18 protein-coding genes are annotated in these 18084 nt (G+C 46.3%); 7 read left to right on the forward strand and 11 right to left on the reverse strand.

Features of this window, described 5'->3' with window-relative positions; genetic code table 11:
* Positions 1-186: 186 nt before the first annotated feature.
* From RMO35_RS09545 to infC, 6 genes are all read right to left on the reverse strand, one after another.
* The gene (locus RMO35_RS09545; protein WP_309740582.1) at positions 187-1242 is read right to left on the reverse strand and encodes an FAD-dependent oxidoreductase; all 1056 of its coding nucleotides are present in this window, start codon (positions 1240-1242) and stop codon (positions 187-189) included.
* Positions 1243-1359: 117 nt separating this feature from the next.
* Entirely contained in the window at positions 1360-2349 is a 990-nt protein-coding gene (locus tag RMO35_RS09550) for a PEP-CTERM sorting domain-containing protein (protein WP_309740584.1), read from the reverse strand.
* 220 nt (positions 2350-2569) lie between these two features.
* Positions 2570-2890: a ribulose bisphosphate carboxylase small subunit gene (locus RMO35_RS09555; RefSeq protein ID WP_309740587.1), complete on the reverse strand. Its 321-nt coding sequence runs from the start codon at positions 2888-2890 to the stop codon at positions 2570-2572.
* Between the two features lie 60 nt (positions 2891-2950).
* The gene (locus tag RMO35_RS09560) at positions 2951-3331 is read right to left on the reverse strand and encodes a chaperonin family protein RbcX (protein WP_309740589.1); all 381 of its coding nucleotides are present in this window, start codon (positions 3329-3331) and stop codon (positions 2951-2953) included.
* Positions 3332-3422: 91 nt separating this feature from the next.
* On the reverse strand, positions 3423-4853 hold the full coding sequence (locus RMO35_RS09565) for a form I ribulose bisphosphate carboxylase large subunit (RefSeq protein WP_309740591.1): 1431 nt from the start codon (positions 4851-4853) through the stop codon (positions 3423-3425).
* 295 nt (positions 4854-5148) lie between these two features.
* Positions 5149-5694: a translation initiation factor IF-3 gene (gene infC / locus RMO35_RS09570; RefSeq protein ID WP_396134859.1), complete on the reverse strand. Its 546-nt coding sequence runs from the start codon at positions 5692-5694 to the stop codon at positions 5149-5151.
* A gap of 221 nt (positions 5695-5915) precedes the next feature.
* Here infC and RMO35_RS09575 point away from each other — a divergent pair, with 221 nt between their 5' ends.
* Positions 5916-6896 carry an alpha/beta fold hydrolase gene (locus RMO35_RS09575; RefSeq protein WP_309740593.1) on the forward strand — a complete coding sequence of 327 codons (981 nt, stop codon included), beginning with the start codon at positions 5916-5918 and terminating at the stop codon, positions 6894-6896.
* 99 nt (positions 6897-6995) lie between these two features.
* On the opposite strand, the gene RMO35_RS09580 is transcribed toward RMO35_RS09575, so the two are convergent.
* Positions 6996-7346 carry a phospholipid-binding protein gene (locus RMO35_RS09580; protein ID WP_309740596.1) on the reverse strand — a complete coding sequence of 117 codons (351 nt, stop codon included), beginning with the start codon at positions 7344-7346 and terminating at the stop codon, positions 6996-6998.
* A 276-nt stretch (positions 7347-7622) separates the two neighbouring features.
* Here RMO35_RS09580 and ilvN point away from each other — a divergent pair, with 276 nt between their 5' ends.
* The 4 genes from ilvN (at position 7623) to kaiC (ending at position 11822) form a co-directional block, all read left to right on the forward strand.
* The gene (gene ilvN / locus RMO35_RS09585) at positions 7623-8126 is read left to right on the forward strand and encodes an acetolactate synthase small subunit (RefSeq protein WP_309740598.1); all 504 of its coding nucleotides are present in this window, start codon (positions 7623-7625) and stop codon (positions 8124-8126) included.
* A gap of 466 nt (positions 8127-8592) precedes the next feature.
* The gene (locus tag RMO35_RS09590) at positions 8593-9501 is read left to right on the forward strand and encodes a circadian clock protein KaiA (RefSeq protein WP_309740600.1); all 909 of its coding nucleotides are present in this window, start codon (positions 8593-8595) and stop codon (positions 9499-9501) included.
* Positions 9502-9845: 344 nt separating this feature from the next.
* A complete protein-coding gene (gene kaiB, locus RMO35_RS09595) occupies positions 9846-10160 on the forward strand; it encodes a circadian clock protein KaiB (protein WP_295617934.1) in 315 nt (104 codons plus the stop codon).
* Between the two features lie 108 nt (positions 10161-10268).
* Positions 10269-11822, forward strand: coding sequence for a circadian clock protein KaiC (kaiC, locus tag RMO35_RS09600; RefSeq protein ID WP_309740603.1), 1554 nt, complete (start codon positions 10269-10271; stop codon positions 11820-11822).
* A 370-nt stretch (positions 11823-12192) separates the two neighbouring features.
* Here the strand turns inward: kaiC and RMO35_RS09605 are convergent, their stop codons facing one another.
* Entirely contained in the window at positions 12193-13647 is a 1455-nt protein-coding gene (locus RMO35_RS09605) for a HAMP domain-containing sensor histidine kinase (protein WP_309740605.1), read from the reverse strand.
* A 227-nt stretch (positions 13648-13874) separates the two neighbouring features.
* Between RMO35_RS09605 and RMO35_RS09610 the strand changes: the two genes are divergently transcribed.
* Positions 13875-14201, forward strand: a complete 327-nt coding sequence (locus RMO35_RS09610; RefSeq protein WP_309740608.1) for a DUF3155 domain-containing protein — start codon at positions 13875-13877, stop codon at positions 14199-14201.
* Between the two features lie 74 nt (positions 14202-14275).
* Here the strand turns inward: RMO35_RS09610 and RMO35_RS09615 are convergent, their stop codons facing one another.
* The 3 genes from RMO35_RS09615 to RMO35_RS09625 form a co-directional block, all read right to left on the reverse strand.
* Positions 14276-14812, reverse strand: a complete 537-nt coding sequence (locus RMO35_RS09615; RefSeq protein ID WP_309740610.1) for a cofactor assembly of complex C subunit B — start codon at positions 14810-14812, stop codon at positions 14276-14278.
* Positions 14805-15989: a citrate synthase gene (locus tag RMO35_RS09620; protein WP_396135639.1), complete on the reverse strand. Its 1185-nt coding sequence runs from the start codon at positions 15987-15989 to the stop codon at positions 14805-14807. Before RMO35_RS09620 ends, RMO35_RS09615 begins: the two co-directional genes overlap by 8 nt.
* Positions 15990-16271: 282 nt before the next feature.
* Positions 16272-17594, reverse strand: a complete 1323-nt coding sequence (locus RMO35_RS09625) for a four-carbon acid sugar kinase family protein (protein WP_309740613.1) — start codon at positions 17592-17594, stop codon at positions 16272-16274.
* A gap of 223 nt (positions 17595-17817) precedes the next feature.
* Between RMO35_RS09625 and RMO35_RS09630 the strand changes: the two genes are divergently transcribed.
* The coding region (locus RMO35_RS09630; RefSeq protein ID WP_309740637.1) for a Rieske 2Fe-2S domain-containing protein at positions 17818-18084 on the forward strand (267 nt) is incomplete at its 3' end.

An 18084-nucleotide genomic window follows, 5' to 3' on the forward strand; every position in this document is an offset into this window, starting at 1 on the left:
TCAAACTATATAGTTGTCTAGGTTCAGTGGTGAAGGTAGTTGGCTCTAGGAGCGACTTTCGTCGATTCCGCTGGGCTGTTTCCCTCGACCGCTTTACTAATATATCTTGTCTGCCTAGGATTGTCAACCCTTTTTGGGAAATTAATTTGATATCGTTCGTTCGAGTTATAGAACCTGTTACTAGCGTTAGCTTTTAAGGGTTGCGGCTAATGTCATCCCTGCCAGGTAAGCATCTTCTACTTTAGAGCCACGACACCAGTCGCCGATACAGAATAGAGGAGCGGGGATATCGATCGATAAATAGGAGTCTGCGGCAGTCTGCGAAGATAAGTGGTGAGGAGATTTGGCGATCGCGTAGCGCCAGAGATGCGGTTCTTGCCACTGAAAGTCTCGAAACCAGGGGAAAAACCGCTTGCTGGCACGTTCTAACATGAGTAGACTGGCAATAGCGGTGGATTGAGGTTCGGGGTACTTACTGGCGAATTCAGCCGTACTCTGAAGTACAAAGACTGGTGGTGCTAATTGTTGACGTTTGCTGCTATCTAGTCCTAGCCATGCCAGAATTGGGTCGCCTTGGCAAGTAACGGATTTAATTTGGGGATGAGTTGTTTGCCATTGGGCTAGTTGAGTATCTATATAGCCAGCAGCTACTGCAATCGAGGGATAAAATTCAACTGCTGTTAGGTCGTTTATAAACTCGATGGGCAAAATAGGGGTCAAAGGCTTGAGGAGATCTAGTGCTTGAGGAGCGGGAATAGCGAGAATTACTTTTCGGGCGAGAATTTCGGTTGGGTTGGTACCATCGATCGTCAGTCGCCATAAATTACCATCGGGGTGAATCGAGATCGCGCGTTGTCCGAATCGAATATCTAGATCCTGTGCTAGGTATTTAGCAATTTGATTCATACCACCAGGCGCAACATACCGGGGGTAAATAGCTGGATCTGCTGACATATCGCCATTTGCAGTTAGCGTATGAGTAGTATCCGTCCACGTTTCGGCAATGTTGTCGGCAATGAGTCGATCGAGTAATTTGCGAAATTTCTCGCCTTTGGGGGAGATATAACAAGTCCCACGATCGACACACGTCTGGTGCATTCTTCGGGTTGTCAGTCTACCACCAACTCCCCGAGACTTTTCAAAGATAGTAATCCCTTGATACCCAGCAGCTTGAAGTTCGCTGGCGCAAGTAATACCCGCGATTCCAGCACCAACAATCGCAATTTCTAGAATATTAGTCATTACCTATGCAAAAGTTTGAAAGATTACTAGCCATTGAGGTAGGGGCAATGTCTTGTCGGTGTTTTTATTCGGAGGTTCCCTCCGAATAAAACCGCCGCTTCACGAATTGCCCTTACTTTAAATGTCGTGTCGATCGACATTGGCTGCTTTAAGTTTACGTTTAAACGCGATTGCCGCGCTCCCAGCCATTAAAGAACCCAATATTGCGATCGGTTCAGGAACAGCAGTAGGCGAAACGGTATTAAAGGCTAATTCGCCAATTAATCGATGTCCCTCAGTCGTGGGATGAATATCATCCCAGAACAAGTTGGCATTCGGATTCGCACAAACGGTAGTAGTTAGACATTGAGTAGTAACATCGGTAAATTCAAAACTGCTAGGATTAGTCACAATTCGGTTAAACAAACCATTAACATCTAGTAAGTTCAAATTAACGGTAGGTTTGGCTAACTTTAAATTAGCAATAGTCGTCGCCAAACCAGCATTATGCGCTGCGGTTAAACTGCTCAAACCTATTGCCGTAGTCCCCAGGTTGCGCGTACTCGGTAACGCACCTAGATCGGACAGATTAGGAACTAAAATATTCCTGGCACCGCGATCGATTAAAGTATTAATATCTGCAAATAAATTCCCGACTGGTATTGCTGGATCTGTAGTTACATTACCTAAATAATCATTAGCTCCGCCCCAAATTATATATAGTGCATCGCGATCGCGAACTGCATTGTCGTTAGTTATCTGCTGCTGGATGCCATTTAATGCTGGAATAATGGGGGTGACAATTAAATTTTGAATAGTATTAGCCGTACCCGTAGTAGCACCACCAACCGCAAAATTAGTAATGCGATTAGTCGCCGGATTGCCATTGGCAGGAATCCCCAGGCTAGCAGCTAAGTATTCAACCCAGATCGGCCCATTAGAAAATCTACCACCACCAACCACATTACTATATGGTGGTGCGGCTCCGCCTGTTGCTGCGGCTGCGCGCCCTAAATCGGATAAACTATCGCCATAAACAACTAGTTGACTGAAGGTAGCAGCGATCGCTTTTACTGGTAATAAACTAGCTGCTACAACCAACCCAGTAATGATTAAATGTCTTTTCATGTGGCTTGCGATCGAGATTACAATAGTACAAAAACTACAATAGTTGCTGATATTATAGCTTAATGGTAGCCGTTCGAGTCTGCTGTATTTGTAACACTCTCAATCGGATTGATGGCTTTTATTGCTAATCAATAAAAGAAAGAGCAGAAAATTAATTTTCTGCTCTTTGAGTTAATACTAGTTCCAAAGACTTAGAACTAAAGTTAGATCGATTTACCTACTATGGTTTGTGAACGATGAAGCTCAATACTTGGCACTGTTTGATGTTGTCGAAACCAACAACACGGACGAAACAATGACCGTATTCGCTACGGCAAGCGCGGACTTCAGCTAAAATTTCGTTAGTAGTAGTCGCGTTGAATAATGGCAACTTCCAGAGTGTCCAGTAGTGCTGGGTAGGCTCGGATTCTTGGCTAAATTCAACACCAGGAATATATCCTTGGTCGAGCATGTATTGTAGTTGCTTGGCAATTTGAGCATCGCTCAATGGTGGCAAGTAGGAAAAAGTCTCAAAGCGACGTGCGAAAGGTAAAGTTTGCATTTCTATTTGCTCTACGGCTAAATATAGTTGAGATGTAAGGTGTGTCTGAGTGACGAATCGTTACTCAGACAGTGGCTCTAAATTGCTGTTTGGCTCGGTAATGGATAGCTGCGAGAGCTTCTCTAGCTGTTGCTTGCGATGCTGACTGTTTTTGTGCTTAATGTCGTGAAATACCATCTCTGGTAAATCGTCCATAATTTCTTCGACTAAATACTCTCTTACCGCCATAATTCTGAAGGCTAACTCTTGGTTTTCTGTCAAGAGTGCAAGTAAATAGACTTCGCCATCTTGAAGGATCGATCGACCGGAGAAACTGCGTAACCACAGTGCCAACCTTGGATTTGTTTCATTCAACTGAGCTAGAACAGTCTGCACTGCTTGATAAGTCAAGTAGCTAGAGATGACTTTGGTCGTAGCTTTGGCAATTTGTTTGCGATCCATTACCCAAATTAATGAAGTGTGAATAGAGAATTGTTACTAAGTATTTATTACTGCCTACTATCCACTATCCACTATTCACCATCCACTAATTCTACAGAGTATCCATAGCTTCAAATTCAAACTTGATTTCTTTCCAAAGTTCGAGTGCAACAGCTAGTTCTGGAGACCATTTACCAGCTTCACGGAGGACATCGCCACCTTCACGCATGAGGTTGCGACCTTCGTTACGCGCTTGAATACAAGCTTCGAGTGCGACGCGGTTAGCGGTTGCACCAGGAGCGTTACCCCAAGGGTGTCCGGCAGTACCACCACCAAATTGGAGGCAAGAGTCATCGCCGAAGATTTCGACTAGTGCAGGCATGTGCCAAACGTGGATACCACCAGAAGCAACTGGGAATACACCAGGCATAGAAGCCCAATCTTGGGTGAAGAAAATACCGCGCGAGCGATCTTCTTCGATGTAGTTTTCACGCATCAGGTCTACAAAACCCATAGTGATGCCTTTTTCGCCTTCGAGTTTACCTACAACAGTACCGGAGTGAAGGTGATCGCCACCGGACATCCGCAAGCATTTAGCCAGAACGCGGAAGTGGATACCGTGATTTTTTTGACGATCGATTACTGCGTGCATTGCGCGGTGAATGTGCAGTAATACGCCGTTAGCACGACACCATTTAGCCAAGGAAGTGTTGGCTGTGAAACCACCAGTGAGGTAGTCGTGCATGATGATGGGGGTGCCGATTTCTTTGGCGAAATTAGCGCGTTCCATCATTTCTTCACAGGTAGGCGCAGTCACGTTGAGGTAGTGACCTTTAATTTCGCCAGTTTCTGCTTGAGCTTTTTCGATGGCTTCTTGAACGAACAAGAACCGATCGCGCCAACGCATGAAGGGTTGGGAGTTGATGTTTTCGTCGTCTTTAGTGAGATCTAGACCACCACGAAGAACTTCGTAAACAGCCCGACCATAGTTTTTAGCAGACAGACCGAGTTTAGGTTTGATAGTACAACCTAACAGCGGACGACCATATTTATTTAATTTATCGCGTTCGACGGTGATCCCGTGAGGAGGCCCTTGGAAGGTCTTGAGATAAGCAACTGGGATCCGTAAATCTTCTAAACGTAATGCCCGAATCGCTTTGAAACCAAATACGTTACCTACTAATGAGGTAAGCATGTTGGTGACGGAACCTTCTTCAAATAAATCTAAAGGATAGGCAATAAAGCAAAAATATTGATTGTCTTCACCTTGAACTGGTTCGATGTGGTAACAACGACCTTTGTACCGATCGAGATCGGTCAGCAAGTCAGTCCAAACAGTCGTCCAGGTACCTGTGGAAGATTCAGCGGCTACAGCAGCACCAGCTTCTTCTGCGGGTACTCCAGGCTGGGGAGTCATCCGGAAAGCGGCGAGTAAGTCTGTATCTTTGGGAGTATAGTCTGGCGTGTAATAAGTTAGACGGTAGTCTTGTACTCCAGCCTTGTACCCAGATTTTGCCTGAGTTTGAGTTTGCGCGTAAGCCATAAATTTCCTAACCTTCAGGAACCAGTTGACGTTTCTTGTTAAAAATAACTATATCAGCAAGTGTAATAGTTTTGGTTCGGATCTTTTGACGATCGTCATAAGACTATTTTATATGAGTACCATCGAGGGGGATCTATACAACCACAACGGTTGTGGCGTCTGAAAAAGGCAGCTAGATGCTGAGTCTAACTGCCTAAAGTCAAAAATTGTAAAATATTGTTTTTTGTTAACTTACCGTAATACTTTGATTGTACTTTAGCCGATCGATTCGCACCCACAAAAGTGGAGTCCCGATCTAGCCAACTTTTTTGGGAGATAGGATCATCATCATATTCCGACCCTCTTTTTTAGGGAATTGCTGAACTTCGGCAATTTCCTTGAGATCGTCTGCCATGCGTTTGAGCACTTTTTCGGCGAGATCGCTATGTTGGATCTCCCGACCGCGAAAAGTAATAGTTGCTTTGACTTTATCGCCAGACTTGATAAAACGATCGGCTTGACTGACCCGTACTTGGTAGTCATGTTCCTCGATCGTGTAGCGCATTTTGACTTCTTTAAGTTCGGCAGTATGTTGCTTCTTCTTCGCTTCGCGAGCTTTCTTTTCGAGTTCAAACTTGTATTTCCCGTAGTCCATAATGCGGCACACGGGTGGGTCGGCTTTGTCGCTGACTAGGACTAGATCCAATCCATTCTCATCGGCGATGCCCTGGGCTTCTTGAGGCGTAAGAATTCCTAATTGCTCGCCATCGGTACCAATGACGCGAATTTGGGGAAACCGGATGCGTTCGTTAATCTGCGGAAGATCGCGGGTGCGTCTTTTTTCGATGATGGGTGATTTAATAGCTATGGCAGTTTCGGGTGGGTAATGGGTAAGTGGTATGGTTATCCTCAGTTACAGCTACCTGTAAAATCGGTCTAAACTAAAATAGCTGAAGTTATCTAGTTGCTTATACTATATTTTACCCAAATCTAGAGAATCTGGGCTAAAGTTTAATATTTTTTAAGCTTAAGATGACCCTTTTAGGGTAATAGGGATCGATCGGTCAGATAGGAGAGTGTGGCGTGCAAGCTTGGCATCAGAAGGTAGGAAATCAGCGTGACTGGGTATGGCGAGGTTGGCAGACCCGTTATACTTATCAGCGCAGTCAGCATGAATTAGATAAAGCTCCGGTATTATTGCTGCATGGGTTTGGAGCATCGATCGGGCATTGGCAACACAATCTCGAATTTTTGACCGCAGATCGGACGGTATATGGTGTCGATTTAGTCGGCTGGGGTGGCTCGCGCAAACCCAATGTCCGCTACGATATCGACTTGTGGGTCGATCAAGTTTATGATTTTTGGCAGACGTTTGTCGGTCAGCCAATGGTGGTAGTCGGTAATTCGATCGGGTCGTTGGTGGCATTGGTCGCAGCCGCCAGACATCCGCAGATGGCCGAGAGTTTAGTGATGGTCAGTCTGCCCGATCTTTCTGCCGAGCAGGAATTAATTCCCCGAGCGCTCCAACCACTGGTAAATGGGGTCAAGCGGGTAATTTTAAATCCGCCGCTACTACGTGGATTATTTCGGGTAGTCAGTCGGCCTAAAGTTGCTAAAAAATGGGCAAAAATCGCTTACGCTAATCCAGATCGAGTCACCGATGAATTAATCGAGATATTTCTGACGCCAGCACGCGAAGTTGAAGCCCCCGCCGCATTTGTGAAGATTATGCAGGGGATGACTAGTAGCACTTTCTCACCAAATATTCGGCAGCTTTTACCCCACATGAACATCCCGATGCTGTTGCTATGGGGTCGCGAGGATCGGATGATTCCGCTTGGAACTGCGGGGATATTGCTAAAACTGAATCCCTTGTTGGAATTAGTCAATCTCGATGCCGCTGGACACTGCGCTCACGACGAAGTTCCCGATGTCGTCAATCAAGAGATTCGCAGTTGGCTAGATGCACTTTCAACTATATCGATGGCAGTAGAGCCAAGTCTTGAAGGTAGTGTCCAGAATATGGCTCCGACCGCATCTATCCTCAGTGCCGAAATTAATTAGCGCCGCAATAGCAAAGCACAATACAGGCTGTGTTGTGCTGCTATTGCCTGGAGATTGGCAAGAGTGGCGTTAAGTCAGAATTAGTTAATGTTCGGCTCCCTAGCCGATCGTCACTTGGTCGATGCTAACATCAGTGGTACCAGAAACACCGCTGGCTAACTCGACCATTTTGTCGAGAATTTCTTGACTGGGAACCGCACCTTTGAGGACGACACTACTACCAGTTTGAGCGACCCAGAGACCTTCTACATCAGTTACCTCGGCATCACCATCAAAAGCCAGCGCGACCCGTTTGGCAAGACCACTTTGGTCGTATTCGCCGTTGAGACCAACGCGTTCTGGAGCAACTTCGCCCCCAGTTTCAGGATCTGTTGCTTCTGGAGCGGGAGTAGGATTAACTTCGGCATTTGCTGGTTTTTCCATGCCAAACATTTTTTGTAAGAAACCCATGATTGCAAGACTCCATCTAAAAAAAATAAATCCTCATCATTATGTAGCGTATTTGTGAGTAAAGGCGAGGATGATTACAATTTTTTTAAGATTGTGACGATCGACAATTGTGGGAGAATATAATGCTGGAGCTGAATTAGGCTTTAGGCTTTAGGTTTTGGGCTTTAGGTTTTTTGTTTTTGGTTTTAGGCTGTAGGCTTTTGCACTAAGATACTTAGTACCTATTCCCTAACTGCTACCCTTTACCCCCTATCCCCTATCCCCTATTCCCTAATTATGAAACACACCCTGTCTGTTTTGGTTGAAGATGAAGCTGGCGTACTGACTCGGATTGCGGGATTGTTTGCCCGGAGGGGCTTTAATATCGAAAGTCTAGCTGTTGGCCCAGCCGAACAAGAAGGTCGATCGCGGGTGACAATGGTAATTAATGGTGACGAGCAGACGATCGAGCAATTGACCAAACAGTTGTACAAGCTGGTAAACATCCTTAAGGTCTCAGATCTAACGGATGTTCCCTGTGTAGAACGCGAATTGATGCTGCTCAAGGTCAATGCGAGTAGCACCCATCGCTCGGAAATTATCGAACTTGCCAATATTTTTAGAGCGCGGGTGGTCGATGTCGCTGAAGATGCGCTGACACTAGAGGTAGTGGGCGATCCAGGTAAAATCGTCGCGATCGTTCAAGTCCTCCAAAAATTTGGGATCAGAGAGATTGCCCGGACTGGCAAGGTGGCTCTATCTAGGGAATCTAAAGTTAATACCGAATATTTGAAGTTGTAAAAAATGTTAGCTATAAGAGGATGTCTGAAAAGTCTGATTGCTTCGCTTATAGGGGGTAAATCCCCCAACCCCCTTAAAAAGGGGGCTTTAAAGTCCCCCTTTTTAAGGGGGATTTAGGGGGATTTAGATATCTGATTCACACCGAAAAGCCTTTTCAGACACCCTCTGAGGAGGGGTACCGATCGGTAGTAACTCTTCCAGTCGCTCAATCGCCCCCCGTTCGCGATGATGATGCGATTGGGGGCTGCCCATGATATGATTATGAAATAAATATTAAGTTTATTTGTAAAAGCGTACTCATTGTTATTAATGGTTGCGTTGCAAAAATAACATCATTGGCGATCGCTACTCAACACCAGTCGCGTCAGACCTTGTTGGGTGAGTAAAAACGCCATAACTTGCTGACTGATACCTCGATCGATCTGCCATAGCTAAATGTTCGCACCTTTGGCGAGTACAAATTATTTTGTCTGGTTCTCTCACTATTGCAGTTTTAGCAGATTCAACAGATCTGTGTCCGTTACTGAATCGGTATTTGAGTACCGAACGTTATACGGTGCGTTATTTTACCGATCGAGCAGAGTTCTTAGCACATGTAGAACTTGTCAAGCACGATCTCGATTGCTTGGTGTTCTATTCCGAGCAGCAATTGTTGCCAGCAATTAATTATCTTTACGATCGGGGTTTAATTTTGCCAGTCGCGATCGTGCATCGATTGACTTCGCCTAGCTCTGTTAGTGATGTAACTGCTCATCCGCCGATTGCGCCGATCGATTTGTCGTCCCGTAGCTATATCTATCAGCCATCTGAAGTCATTTTGGCAGTCACAGAGCTAGCGGGTATTGGAGCCGCTATCGATAAAGCCATTGCCAAGTTCTTAAATTTAACACCAATCGTGTCGAGATCCGCGAGTGTTCAGCCATCCGTAACTCACACCCAGCTTGAGATCCCAGCAACCAGCTTTTTGCTTCAACAACAACGCCGTCTCTCAGAAAAGCTCGACGAACGGTTAGGATATCTAGCCATATATTACAAACGGAACCCCAGCCAGTTTTTTCGGTATCTCGATCGCCAACAGAAGCAAGAACTGCTCGATCGATTAAAACAACAGTACCGGAAGATCGTCCTCGAATATTTTGCCGATAGCCGCCAGATCGATGAAAGTATCGATGAATTCGTCAGTGGAGTCTTTTTTCAAGATCTAGCGGTTTCGGAAATTGTCAAGATTCACATGGAATTGATGGAAGAATTCTCAGACCAGTTAAAATTGGAAGGACGTAGCGAGGAGGTTTTGCTAGAGTACCGCCTGACGCTGATTGATATTATTGCCCATCTATGTGAGATGTACCGCAGATCGGTACCGCGAGAGATGTAGTCATGCTGCTTGGCAAGCGCATTGTTCGAGTAGCTCTTGCTGGCTGGCGAAAACTTTGGGTTGTAGTTACCGATCGATGCCATCATTGTGATGGGCATTATTTCCCATCACTTGGGGATAGAAGCTCTGCTTAATTCAAGATCCGCTGCAACTCAATCTCCGATATCGATAGTAGCTACAGCTTTGCAATCCTAGCACCTAAGTCCCTCGTCATCAACAGAGTAGCGATCGGCCACCATCGATCGAGGACAATCAGGCGGTAGATATACTAAGAATACTCTGACGATCGTTACCTACTAGTAATTAACTTGAATAATTCCTAACGAGTGTTAATAATTTAAACTATGCCTCCATTAATGAAAACTTATGTCTTGAAGCTATATGTTGCGGGCAATACACCTAACTCAGTGAGGGCATTACGAACTCTCAAGAATATCTTAGAAGAAGAGTTTAAGGGCGTATATGCTCTGAAAGTAATCGATGTACTTAAAAATCCCCAATTAGCAGAAGAAGATAAAATCCTTGCGACTCCCACATTATCAAAGGTTTTACCACCGCCAGTGCGAAAAATCATTGGCGATCTGTCCGACCGCGAAAAAGTGTTAATCGGTCTAGACCTCTTATATGAAGAGCTATCAGAGCGCGACGGTGACTTTTAGATTGGCGATGTTAACATCAATTTAAAAGTCAATTACCGCGATCGAGCTATACTAACGAGTTGTTAAGTTGAATTAGTTGTTTAGTTAGAAACATTTCCAATCTCAGCAATGACCAGTACGAATCAATTGTTAGAATTACCAGTAAATCCCCTTGGCGTGCAGAAGATTCGCACGATGATCGAGGGGTTCGACGATATCTCGCACGGTGGATTACCTACTGGGAGAACGACGATCCTCAGTGGGACATCAGGAACGGGTAAAACGATGTTAGCCGTTCAATTTGTCTACAATGGAATTCACTATTTTGACGAACCTGGCATCTTTGTAACGTTCGAGGAATCACCTGCTGATATCATCAAAAATGCTCACAGTTTTGGTTGGGATCTCCAACAATCGATCGATGATGGGAAATTATTTATCCTTGATGCGTCTCCAGATCCAGAAGGTCAAGAAGTAGTCGGGAATTTCGATCTTTCAGCACTGATCGAGCGGATTCAATATGCCTTTACCAAATATAAAGCCAAACGAGTCTCGATCGATTCTGTCACGGCGATCTTTCAACAATATGACGCAGCATCGGTAGTGAGACGCGAGATTTTCCGGCTAGTGGCACGGCTCAAACAAATGGGTGCCACTACAATTATGACGACCGAGCGCGTGGAAGAATACGGCCCTGTCGCAAGATTTGGAGTGGAAGAATTCGTCTCGGATAACGTCGCGATCGTCCGAAATGTCCTCGAAGGCGAACGTCGCCGCCGGACGATTGAGATCCTCAAGCTTAGGGGTACCACCCATATGAAGGGTGAGTATCCCTTTACCATCACTAACCACGGTATTAATATCTTCCCATTGGGGGCAATGCGGCTCACCCAGAAGTCTTCCAACGTGCGAGTATCATCTGGTGTCAAAGCCTTGGATACAATGTGCGGTGGCGGCTATTTCAAAGATTCAATCATTCTGGCAACTGGAGCCACTGGTACGGGAAAAACGCTCTTAGTTAGTAAATTTATTCAAGAAGCTTGTTTGGCGGGAGAGCGGGCAATCTTGTTTGCTTATGAAGAGTCTAGAGCGCAATTATCGCGGAATGCTTCTTCCTGGGGAATCGATCTTGAGGAACTGGAAAAACAGGGCTTGCTTAAGATTTTGTGTACCTATCCAGAGTCTGCCGGACTCGAAGATCATCTCCAAACAATTAAGTCAGAGATTGCCGACTTTAAACCCGATCGAATTGCGATCGATTCGCTTTCAGCCCTAGCGCGGGGAGTTAGTAATAACTCGTTCAGGCAATTTGTTATCGGCGTAACTGGCTATGCTAAGCAAGAAGAGATTACCGGATTTTTTACGAATACTTCCGACCAATTTATGGGAGCTAATTCGATCACTGACTCGCACATTTCGACGATTACCGATACAATTTTGATGCTGCAATATGTCGAGATTCGGGGCGAAATGGCAAGAGCACTTAATGTGTTTAAGATGCGCGGTTCTTGGCACGATAAAGGTATTCATGAATATACGATTAGCAAAGATGGTGCCGAAATCAAAGATTCGTTCCGTAACTATGAAGGAATCATCAGTGGTTCGCCCAGTCGCATTACAGTAGATGAAAAATACGAACTTTCACGGATCGTGCGTGCAGTTAGCGATAAATCTAATGAGTAGGGAGATGGGCAGTTCGGCTATCGCTCACTGACCGGGGACGGGGGGACGGAGAGATGCGGAGATCTACCCACCCCGCCCTGTCGGGCACCCCTCCAAGGAGCTACCGTGTACACACAAGTCTAGCTGGCTTCGTTTCTAGCTTACTTGCCCCCTAAATCCCCCAATTCTGGGGGACTTTCTAGAGACTAGCTCCCCCAGAATTGGGGGTTGGGGGGCAAACAAACTGAGATTTTACTAGAGTTTCAGACTTGTGTATACACGGTAGCTCCAAGGAGGGGATTTTATTCCCTAAAGTCTAAAGCCTGCTTGGTGCGCTAAACCCTCGGGAAACCCGAGGAGCGCGCATCCGCTAAAGTCTAAAGTCTAAAACCTAATTCACTAATTGCAACCAGAGGATAAATTCCGTACCGCAATCGCTACCTGGTGGGGGGCTAGTGACTGCAATTTTACCATCCATATGCGTCACCAATTCTTTGGCGATCGCGAGACCTAAGCCAGTTCCGGCGATACTTCCTTGAGCTTGAACGCCCCGATAATGACGCGTAAATAACCGCTCCAAATCTCGATCGGGAATTCCAACTCCGGTATCCCGAATACAAATTTGGAGACTAGATCGAGTGGGAATAGTTAGTGGTGGTGAGTCAATATTTTGCAGATCTCCTCCAATATTTATCACTTCTATATCTATATCGACTTCTCCGCCTGCGGGTGTATATTTCAACGCATTATCAATGAGATTGCTCAACACTTCACGTAATGCTGCGGGATGAGCTTGAACTAACGGTAAATCGCGGGGAATGTGAGTATAAAAACTTAAGTTTCGTTCTTGGGCAATCGCTTCAGCAGATATAATTAAAGGATCGAGGACATCGGTAATTTGACAAGATTCGATCCGAAAAGCGGCATCGGGAAGTAGTAAATTGGCGCTTTGAGTTAGACTGCGATCTTCACCTGCGGGTAGTGGTTTTAAGAGATCGCCATTATTTGAAATTGCCGGGATATCGATCGCTTTCTCTAAATGTTGTAATAATTCTTGTAGCCGATCGCTTTCGCGGACGATACTATTTGCAAAGCCCCGATGGGGATCTTCTAAGTTTAGACGTTTGATTAATAGTTTGCCAAATGTCCGAATTGCCGTCAAGGGATTGCGAAGTTGATGCAGTAAATTGTGCAAGAGATCTTGCTGTTGAGATTGTAATTGTTGCTGTTGTTTGAGTTGTTGTGCCAGCCAAATTTGCTTGCGATCGAGAATACCAGCAAAAGCGATCGTTTGAGCGATATGTTGAATTTCAGTTTGCTCGGTAGAATTCCACGGCTGAGTGTCCCGCGTCGTCACCAGCAATCCCAAAATCGTCCCGTCTGAGACTAGGGGTAACAAAACCTGATGACGGTTGGTATCGGTATCGAGCGCGGCTAGTGATGATGGTGCTAGTGTCGTAATTCGCGCATCTACGGTGCTGGCGAGTTGCGGGGAGGCATAACTGGGAAATGTACTTGCCGTACCATTAGCGCCGCTGTGGGTGCCAACTGGAGGCGCCATGTACGATCGATCTGCAAGCTGGATCGTTTCCGACCAGACCACTTCGGTTTCGGGATACATCACCACTGGCAATAACTTTGATTCCCCACCATCTTCTAATTCCTCGGTCATGTAGACAATACTCGCAGTCGCCCCCAATCCTTCGCCTAACAGTCGTAACTGGGCGCGACACAAAGCCATGAATTCAGAACTCGCAGCGGTAGACACGATCGGTAGTTGCTGATGATTGGTAGTTGCTGTTAATTCATTTTGGCACGATCGGCCTAATTTGGCGACAGCAGCCAATTTTGTCGGAAGTCCAACTCCTAACTAAATTAAGATTTATGACAATTATTAAAATTTGCGATCGCTAAATGACCGAGTGAGCTTTATTTTTTCTTTATATTGCTGGCTTTGAGGAGATTAGAGGTCAATTTACCGGGGGGTTGAGTTTTTGGAATGAAGCGGATAGAATAGCGACGGCTTTTGTAACAGACATTACATCTGTCTGCACTAAAGAGGAGGTAAGGCGGTTGGCTAGAAGACGCAAACGGAAAAGTCGGAGACGTCAAGAAGGGCGGAGAATTTTAGAGCAGGTGCCACAGTTCAGCATTGAAAGTGGCGAAGATAAACCTGTTACTGCCGCACGTAAATACATCTTGTCTGAAGGGATCGCGCCACCAGCTCTGCTGCTGGTAAAACGCAACGAACATACGACCGATCGATATTTCTGGGCAGAAAAAGGTCTATTTGGCGCACAATACGTCGAAGAAAACCATTTCTTATTCCCGAGTTTACGATCGCTAGAGCCGGAAACAGAAAGTCAGCAACTAGTCACTGTTGGCAGCAGTACTTACTAATTACTGACTTTCTGAAACAAACATCTCTATTTTGACAATCGAGCACTCCAACGCGATCGCCTTGGAGTGCTTTTCTATTTTATATCTTCGCGGACACTTAATTGCAGCGCTTCTTGAAATACTGCCAGTTCATCCCGATGTCCGCTAATTTTAATCGTCGTGGCTGCTGGCGCATCGGTGAGAGCTTCGACTTTGAGGCGGACTTGCTCGGTACGCGACGATCCTTGCCAGTAAAACCAGCCCGCTAAGGGGGCGAATCCCAGCAATAACCATAAGCCATTGCCAGCGTCGGGAAAGAGCATCGAAAATACTAATGACAGGCACAGCGCCCCGATTGCCGCCAAACTCGTCAGCAGCACTGTCAAGAAGATGCTCGGGCGCACCACACCCTCAAACGTCACGATGTCAGTATCTGCCTCCACAGCCGCAATCCGGTAGGCACGCTCGGTAAAATAGGCATCGAGGCGGGGTAATAAGACGGCTTCCGAATCGGTGGATTCTAGTACCATTTGCTCGATGCGATCTTTAGTCGAAGCCCGAATAAAGAAGAACAATCCGACAGCCAAAAGGAGGGTGAGGATAAAGGTGGAAGTGAGGACGGGATTATTCATGTCTATTGTCGATCGCGATATAAGGTTGCTGATGCGATCCAGTGTAGATTTGGGTAGGACGAAAGATCCGATTTTCTTGAAGTTGTTCGTTCCAATGTGCCAACCAGCCAGCTACACGGGCAATCGCAAACACGGGCGTAAACAAATCGGTGGGGATGCCCATCTTACGGTACACCAAGCCCGAATAATAATCGACATTGGGATAAATGCCGCGCCCGCCCAAATACTCTTCCAAGACGCGCTCTAATTCCAAGGCAATGTCATAGTAAGGGTCGTAGCCAAATTTTTGAAATAATTGTTCGGCTAAATTTTGGAGAATGATCGCCCGAGGATCTTTGACGCCTTTGTAAACACGATGCCCGAATCCCATAAACTTATGCTTGGGATCTAACTTTAAACATTGCTCGACATAGGGACGAACATTGGCGACCGTACCGATCTTCTCCAACATCAGCAGTGTTTCTTCATTAGCGCCGCCATGCAGCGGGCCAGCGAGGGTGCCGACAGACGAAGCAATCACCGTATAAGGATCTGCGAGCGTCGAAGCTGTCACCCGCGCGGAAAAAGTAGACGCATTCATCGTATGTTCGGCATGGAGAATCAAACAGACATCCATGACTTTAGCGACGATCGGATCTGGCTCTTTTTCTGTCAACATATACAGAAAGTTGGCAGCATAGTCGAGATCGTCACGGGGCATGACGGGATCGTTCCCTTTTCGCATCAGTTGAAATGCGGCTACCATCGTCGGAATTTTGGCGAGCAATCTAATGATGGCTTGACCGACGTATTCAGGATTGGGTAAGGTATGGCGCGAATAAAATAATCCCAACGCAGCGGCAGAGGCTTGCAGCGCATCCATCGGATGTCCGGTTTCGGGAAAACATTTCATCATGTCTTTAATCCGATACTTGATCCGGCGATGGGAATAAATCTCGGTCGAAAATTTGTCTAGCTCGGCGTGAGTCGGTAGTCTCCCCCAAATTAGCAAGAAAGCTGTTTCGACAAAGTTGCTGTGTTCGGCGAGAGCTTGGATGGGAATACTACGATATTCTAAGACACCTTCTTGCTCACCCCGATCGTTAGTTTGAATCCCAACATAACTAATACTCGATTTGGCAGCAGGAACTCCTTCTAATCCAGGTCTGTATTCAGGTTTGCGATCGCCTTCTGTCATAACATTTATGAATTAGCTCAGTTGTGTTTGATTTACTGGTATCAATAATAATACCTTGTTAGGGGATGGGAGATGGGAGAGGGTAGAGGGTAGTGAATAGTGGATAGTGAATAGCTTGCACTGAGCGACAGCCGAAGTGTGAATATTGGATAGTGCTAGATAGCTTGGTGATTGCTCTTTACCTTTTACCTTTTACCCATTACCTCTTACCTTTACCTTTTACCCATTACCCATTACCCATTACCCCTTACTCTCTACCATCTCCCATCTCCCATCTCCCATCTATCTTCCAACCAATCGCAAATAAGCGGTCGCCAAGGCATCGGCATCGCCGACGTTGCCGGGGAAGAGAATGACGGGGAGATCGGGGAATTGGGGATGATTGGCGGGGGTAACGATCGCCGAACATCCGGGGAGGATCTGACCGATCGATCGGGCTGTAGAGAGGGCTAGACCCTTGCTGAGAGTGTCATTGGAGGTGATCCCGCCTTTACTAATCAAAAAGCCCAAATCGGACGGAGATGAGCGAATAACATCCATTAGCAGCGCGGAGACTGCTTCGCCAAATTGGAGGCGAGCTTGAATGCTATCGAAGGTGAGTTCTTGACGACTGGTGTAGATTGCTGGGGTATTGCCAGCGGCGTGGCTACTGCGAATCTGCTCCAAGACTGATGCTAGTAGTCCAGCTCTCATGGCGGCATTGTCGGCGATGAGCTGAGAGACATCGATTTCGACACCGACAATTCCGGGAGCTGTGAGGAGCTGGGTTAATTGGTCGGTAGTTTTTTTGACGTGAGAGCCGACGATAATTGCGCCCGGTTTGCCATCGCGGACGTATTTGGACATTTCCGTGGCGGGAATCGGTTGGGGGCCTAAATTGGCTAATGACGTGAGAATACTCGCCCCACTGCGGAACAGGAACTTTTTGCCCTGGCTGACGGCGGCGAGGATATCTGTCGCAAACTTGTCGAAATCCGATTGCTGCTCGCCATCGACTACACAACAGCGATTGCGCTCTAATTGCATCAAGCGATCGAGACTTCCAGTGCGAACTTCATCGAGTAAGAATTGTACCACGCGATCGGCAGGAATCTGACCGTGAGTTTTTTCGGCAACATAATCGGGCAGATAACTATGACTGTATGCAAAGACCGAATCCCGCGCAAACTCAGTTTTGTGGACGGGAGTTTCGACCCCATCGACAATCAGATAATGGATACTATCGCGGGTAATCCTACCCCCTTCAAAAAAGGCAGGCATCAAGAAGTGCGCGTCAAAGCCCCCCAATTGAGCGGCAATAACATCCGTTTCGATCGGGTAGTGTCCGCGTAGGGTAGAATCCGATCGACTCACGACCAAAAAGTCAGTCAGATTTAGTTCGGCGAGGGCGATCTTTAAATTGCGACACACTTCCTGGGTAACGGCGGCGGCTTGAGTGGGTGTCATCGCCCGCGTATTGGTCAAAATAAAGAAAATCGGCACGGTATCAGTCAACCCGAGTGTCAATGTTGGCACGTCCCACTGGGTTAAGAGCAGACAACTATGCACTGTTTGCGACCCAGTGGGGTCGTCATCGAGGACAATGATTTTGGGTTGACTAGTCATAGTTAAGTTCGCAATCGCCGATGTTTGCCTGTGTCATCAATAATATCGCTAACTTGTTTACCGATCCACACAATGTTGAAAACTCCCAACCCGCTGGCGGTAATATCGATCTAGGGCTTTAGATTCCCAGATTAAGTTATCATTCGAGCGAATGGTGCCGATCGATACTTTTCGATCGCCAGTTATTATCGTTCGAGTTTGATTACAAGTTGAAGTCAATCACATGTTTAAAAATTGTTGGTATGCCGTCGAGTTTAGTAATCTTATCGCCACTAGTCCCCAACTCCTAAAAATCCTCGATCGCGAATTAGTTCTCTACCGGACTACCGACGGACAGATTCAAGCGATGAATAATACTTGCGTCCATCGGGGCGCTGCGCTCGCCCAGGGCAATGTCAGCGGCGATTGTATCGTTTGCCCCTATCACGGTTGGCACTATCAACCAGATGGTATTTGTGTCAAAATCCCGGCAAATTCATCAACTGCCACG

It is taken from the genome of Chamaesiphon sp. OTE_20_metabat_361, from assembly GCF_031364565.1.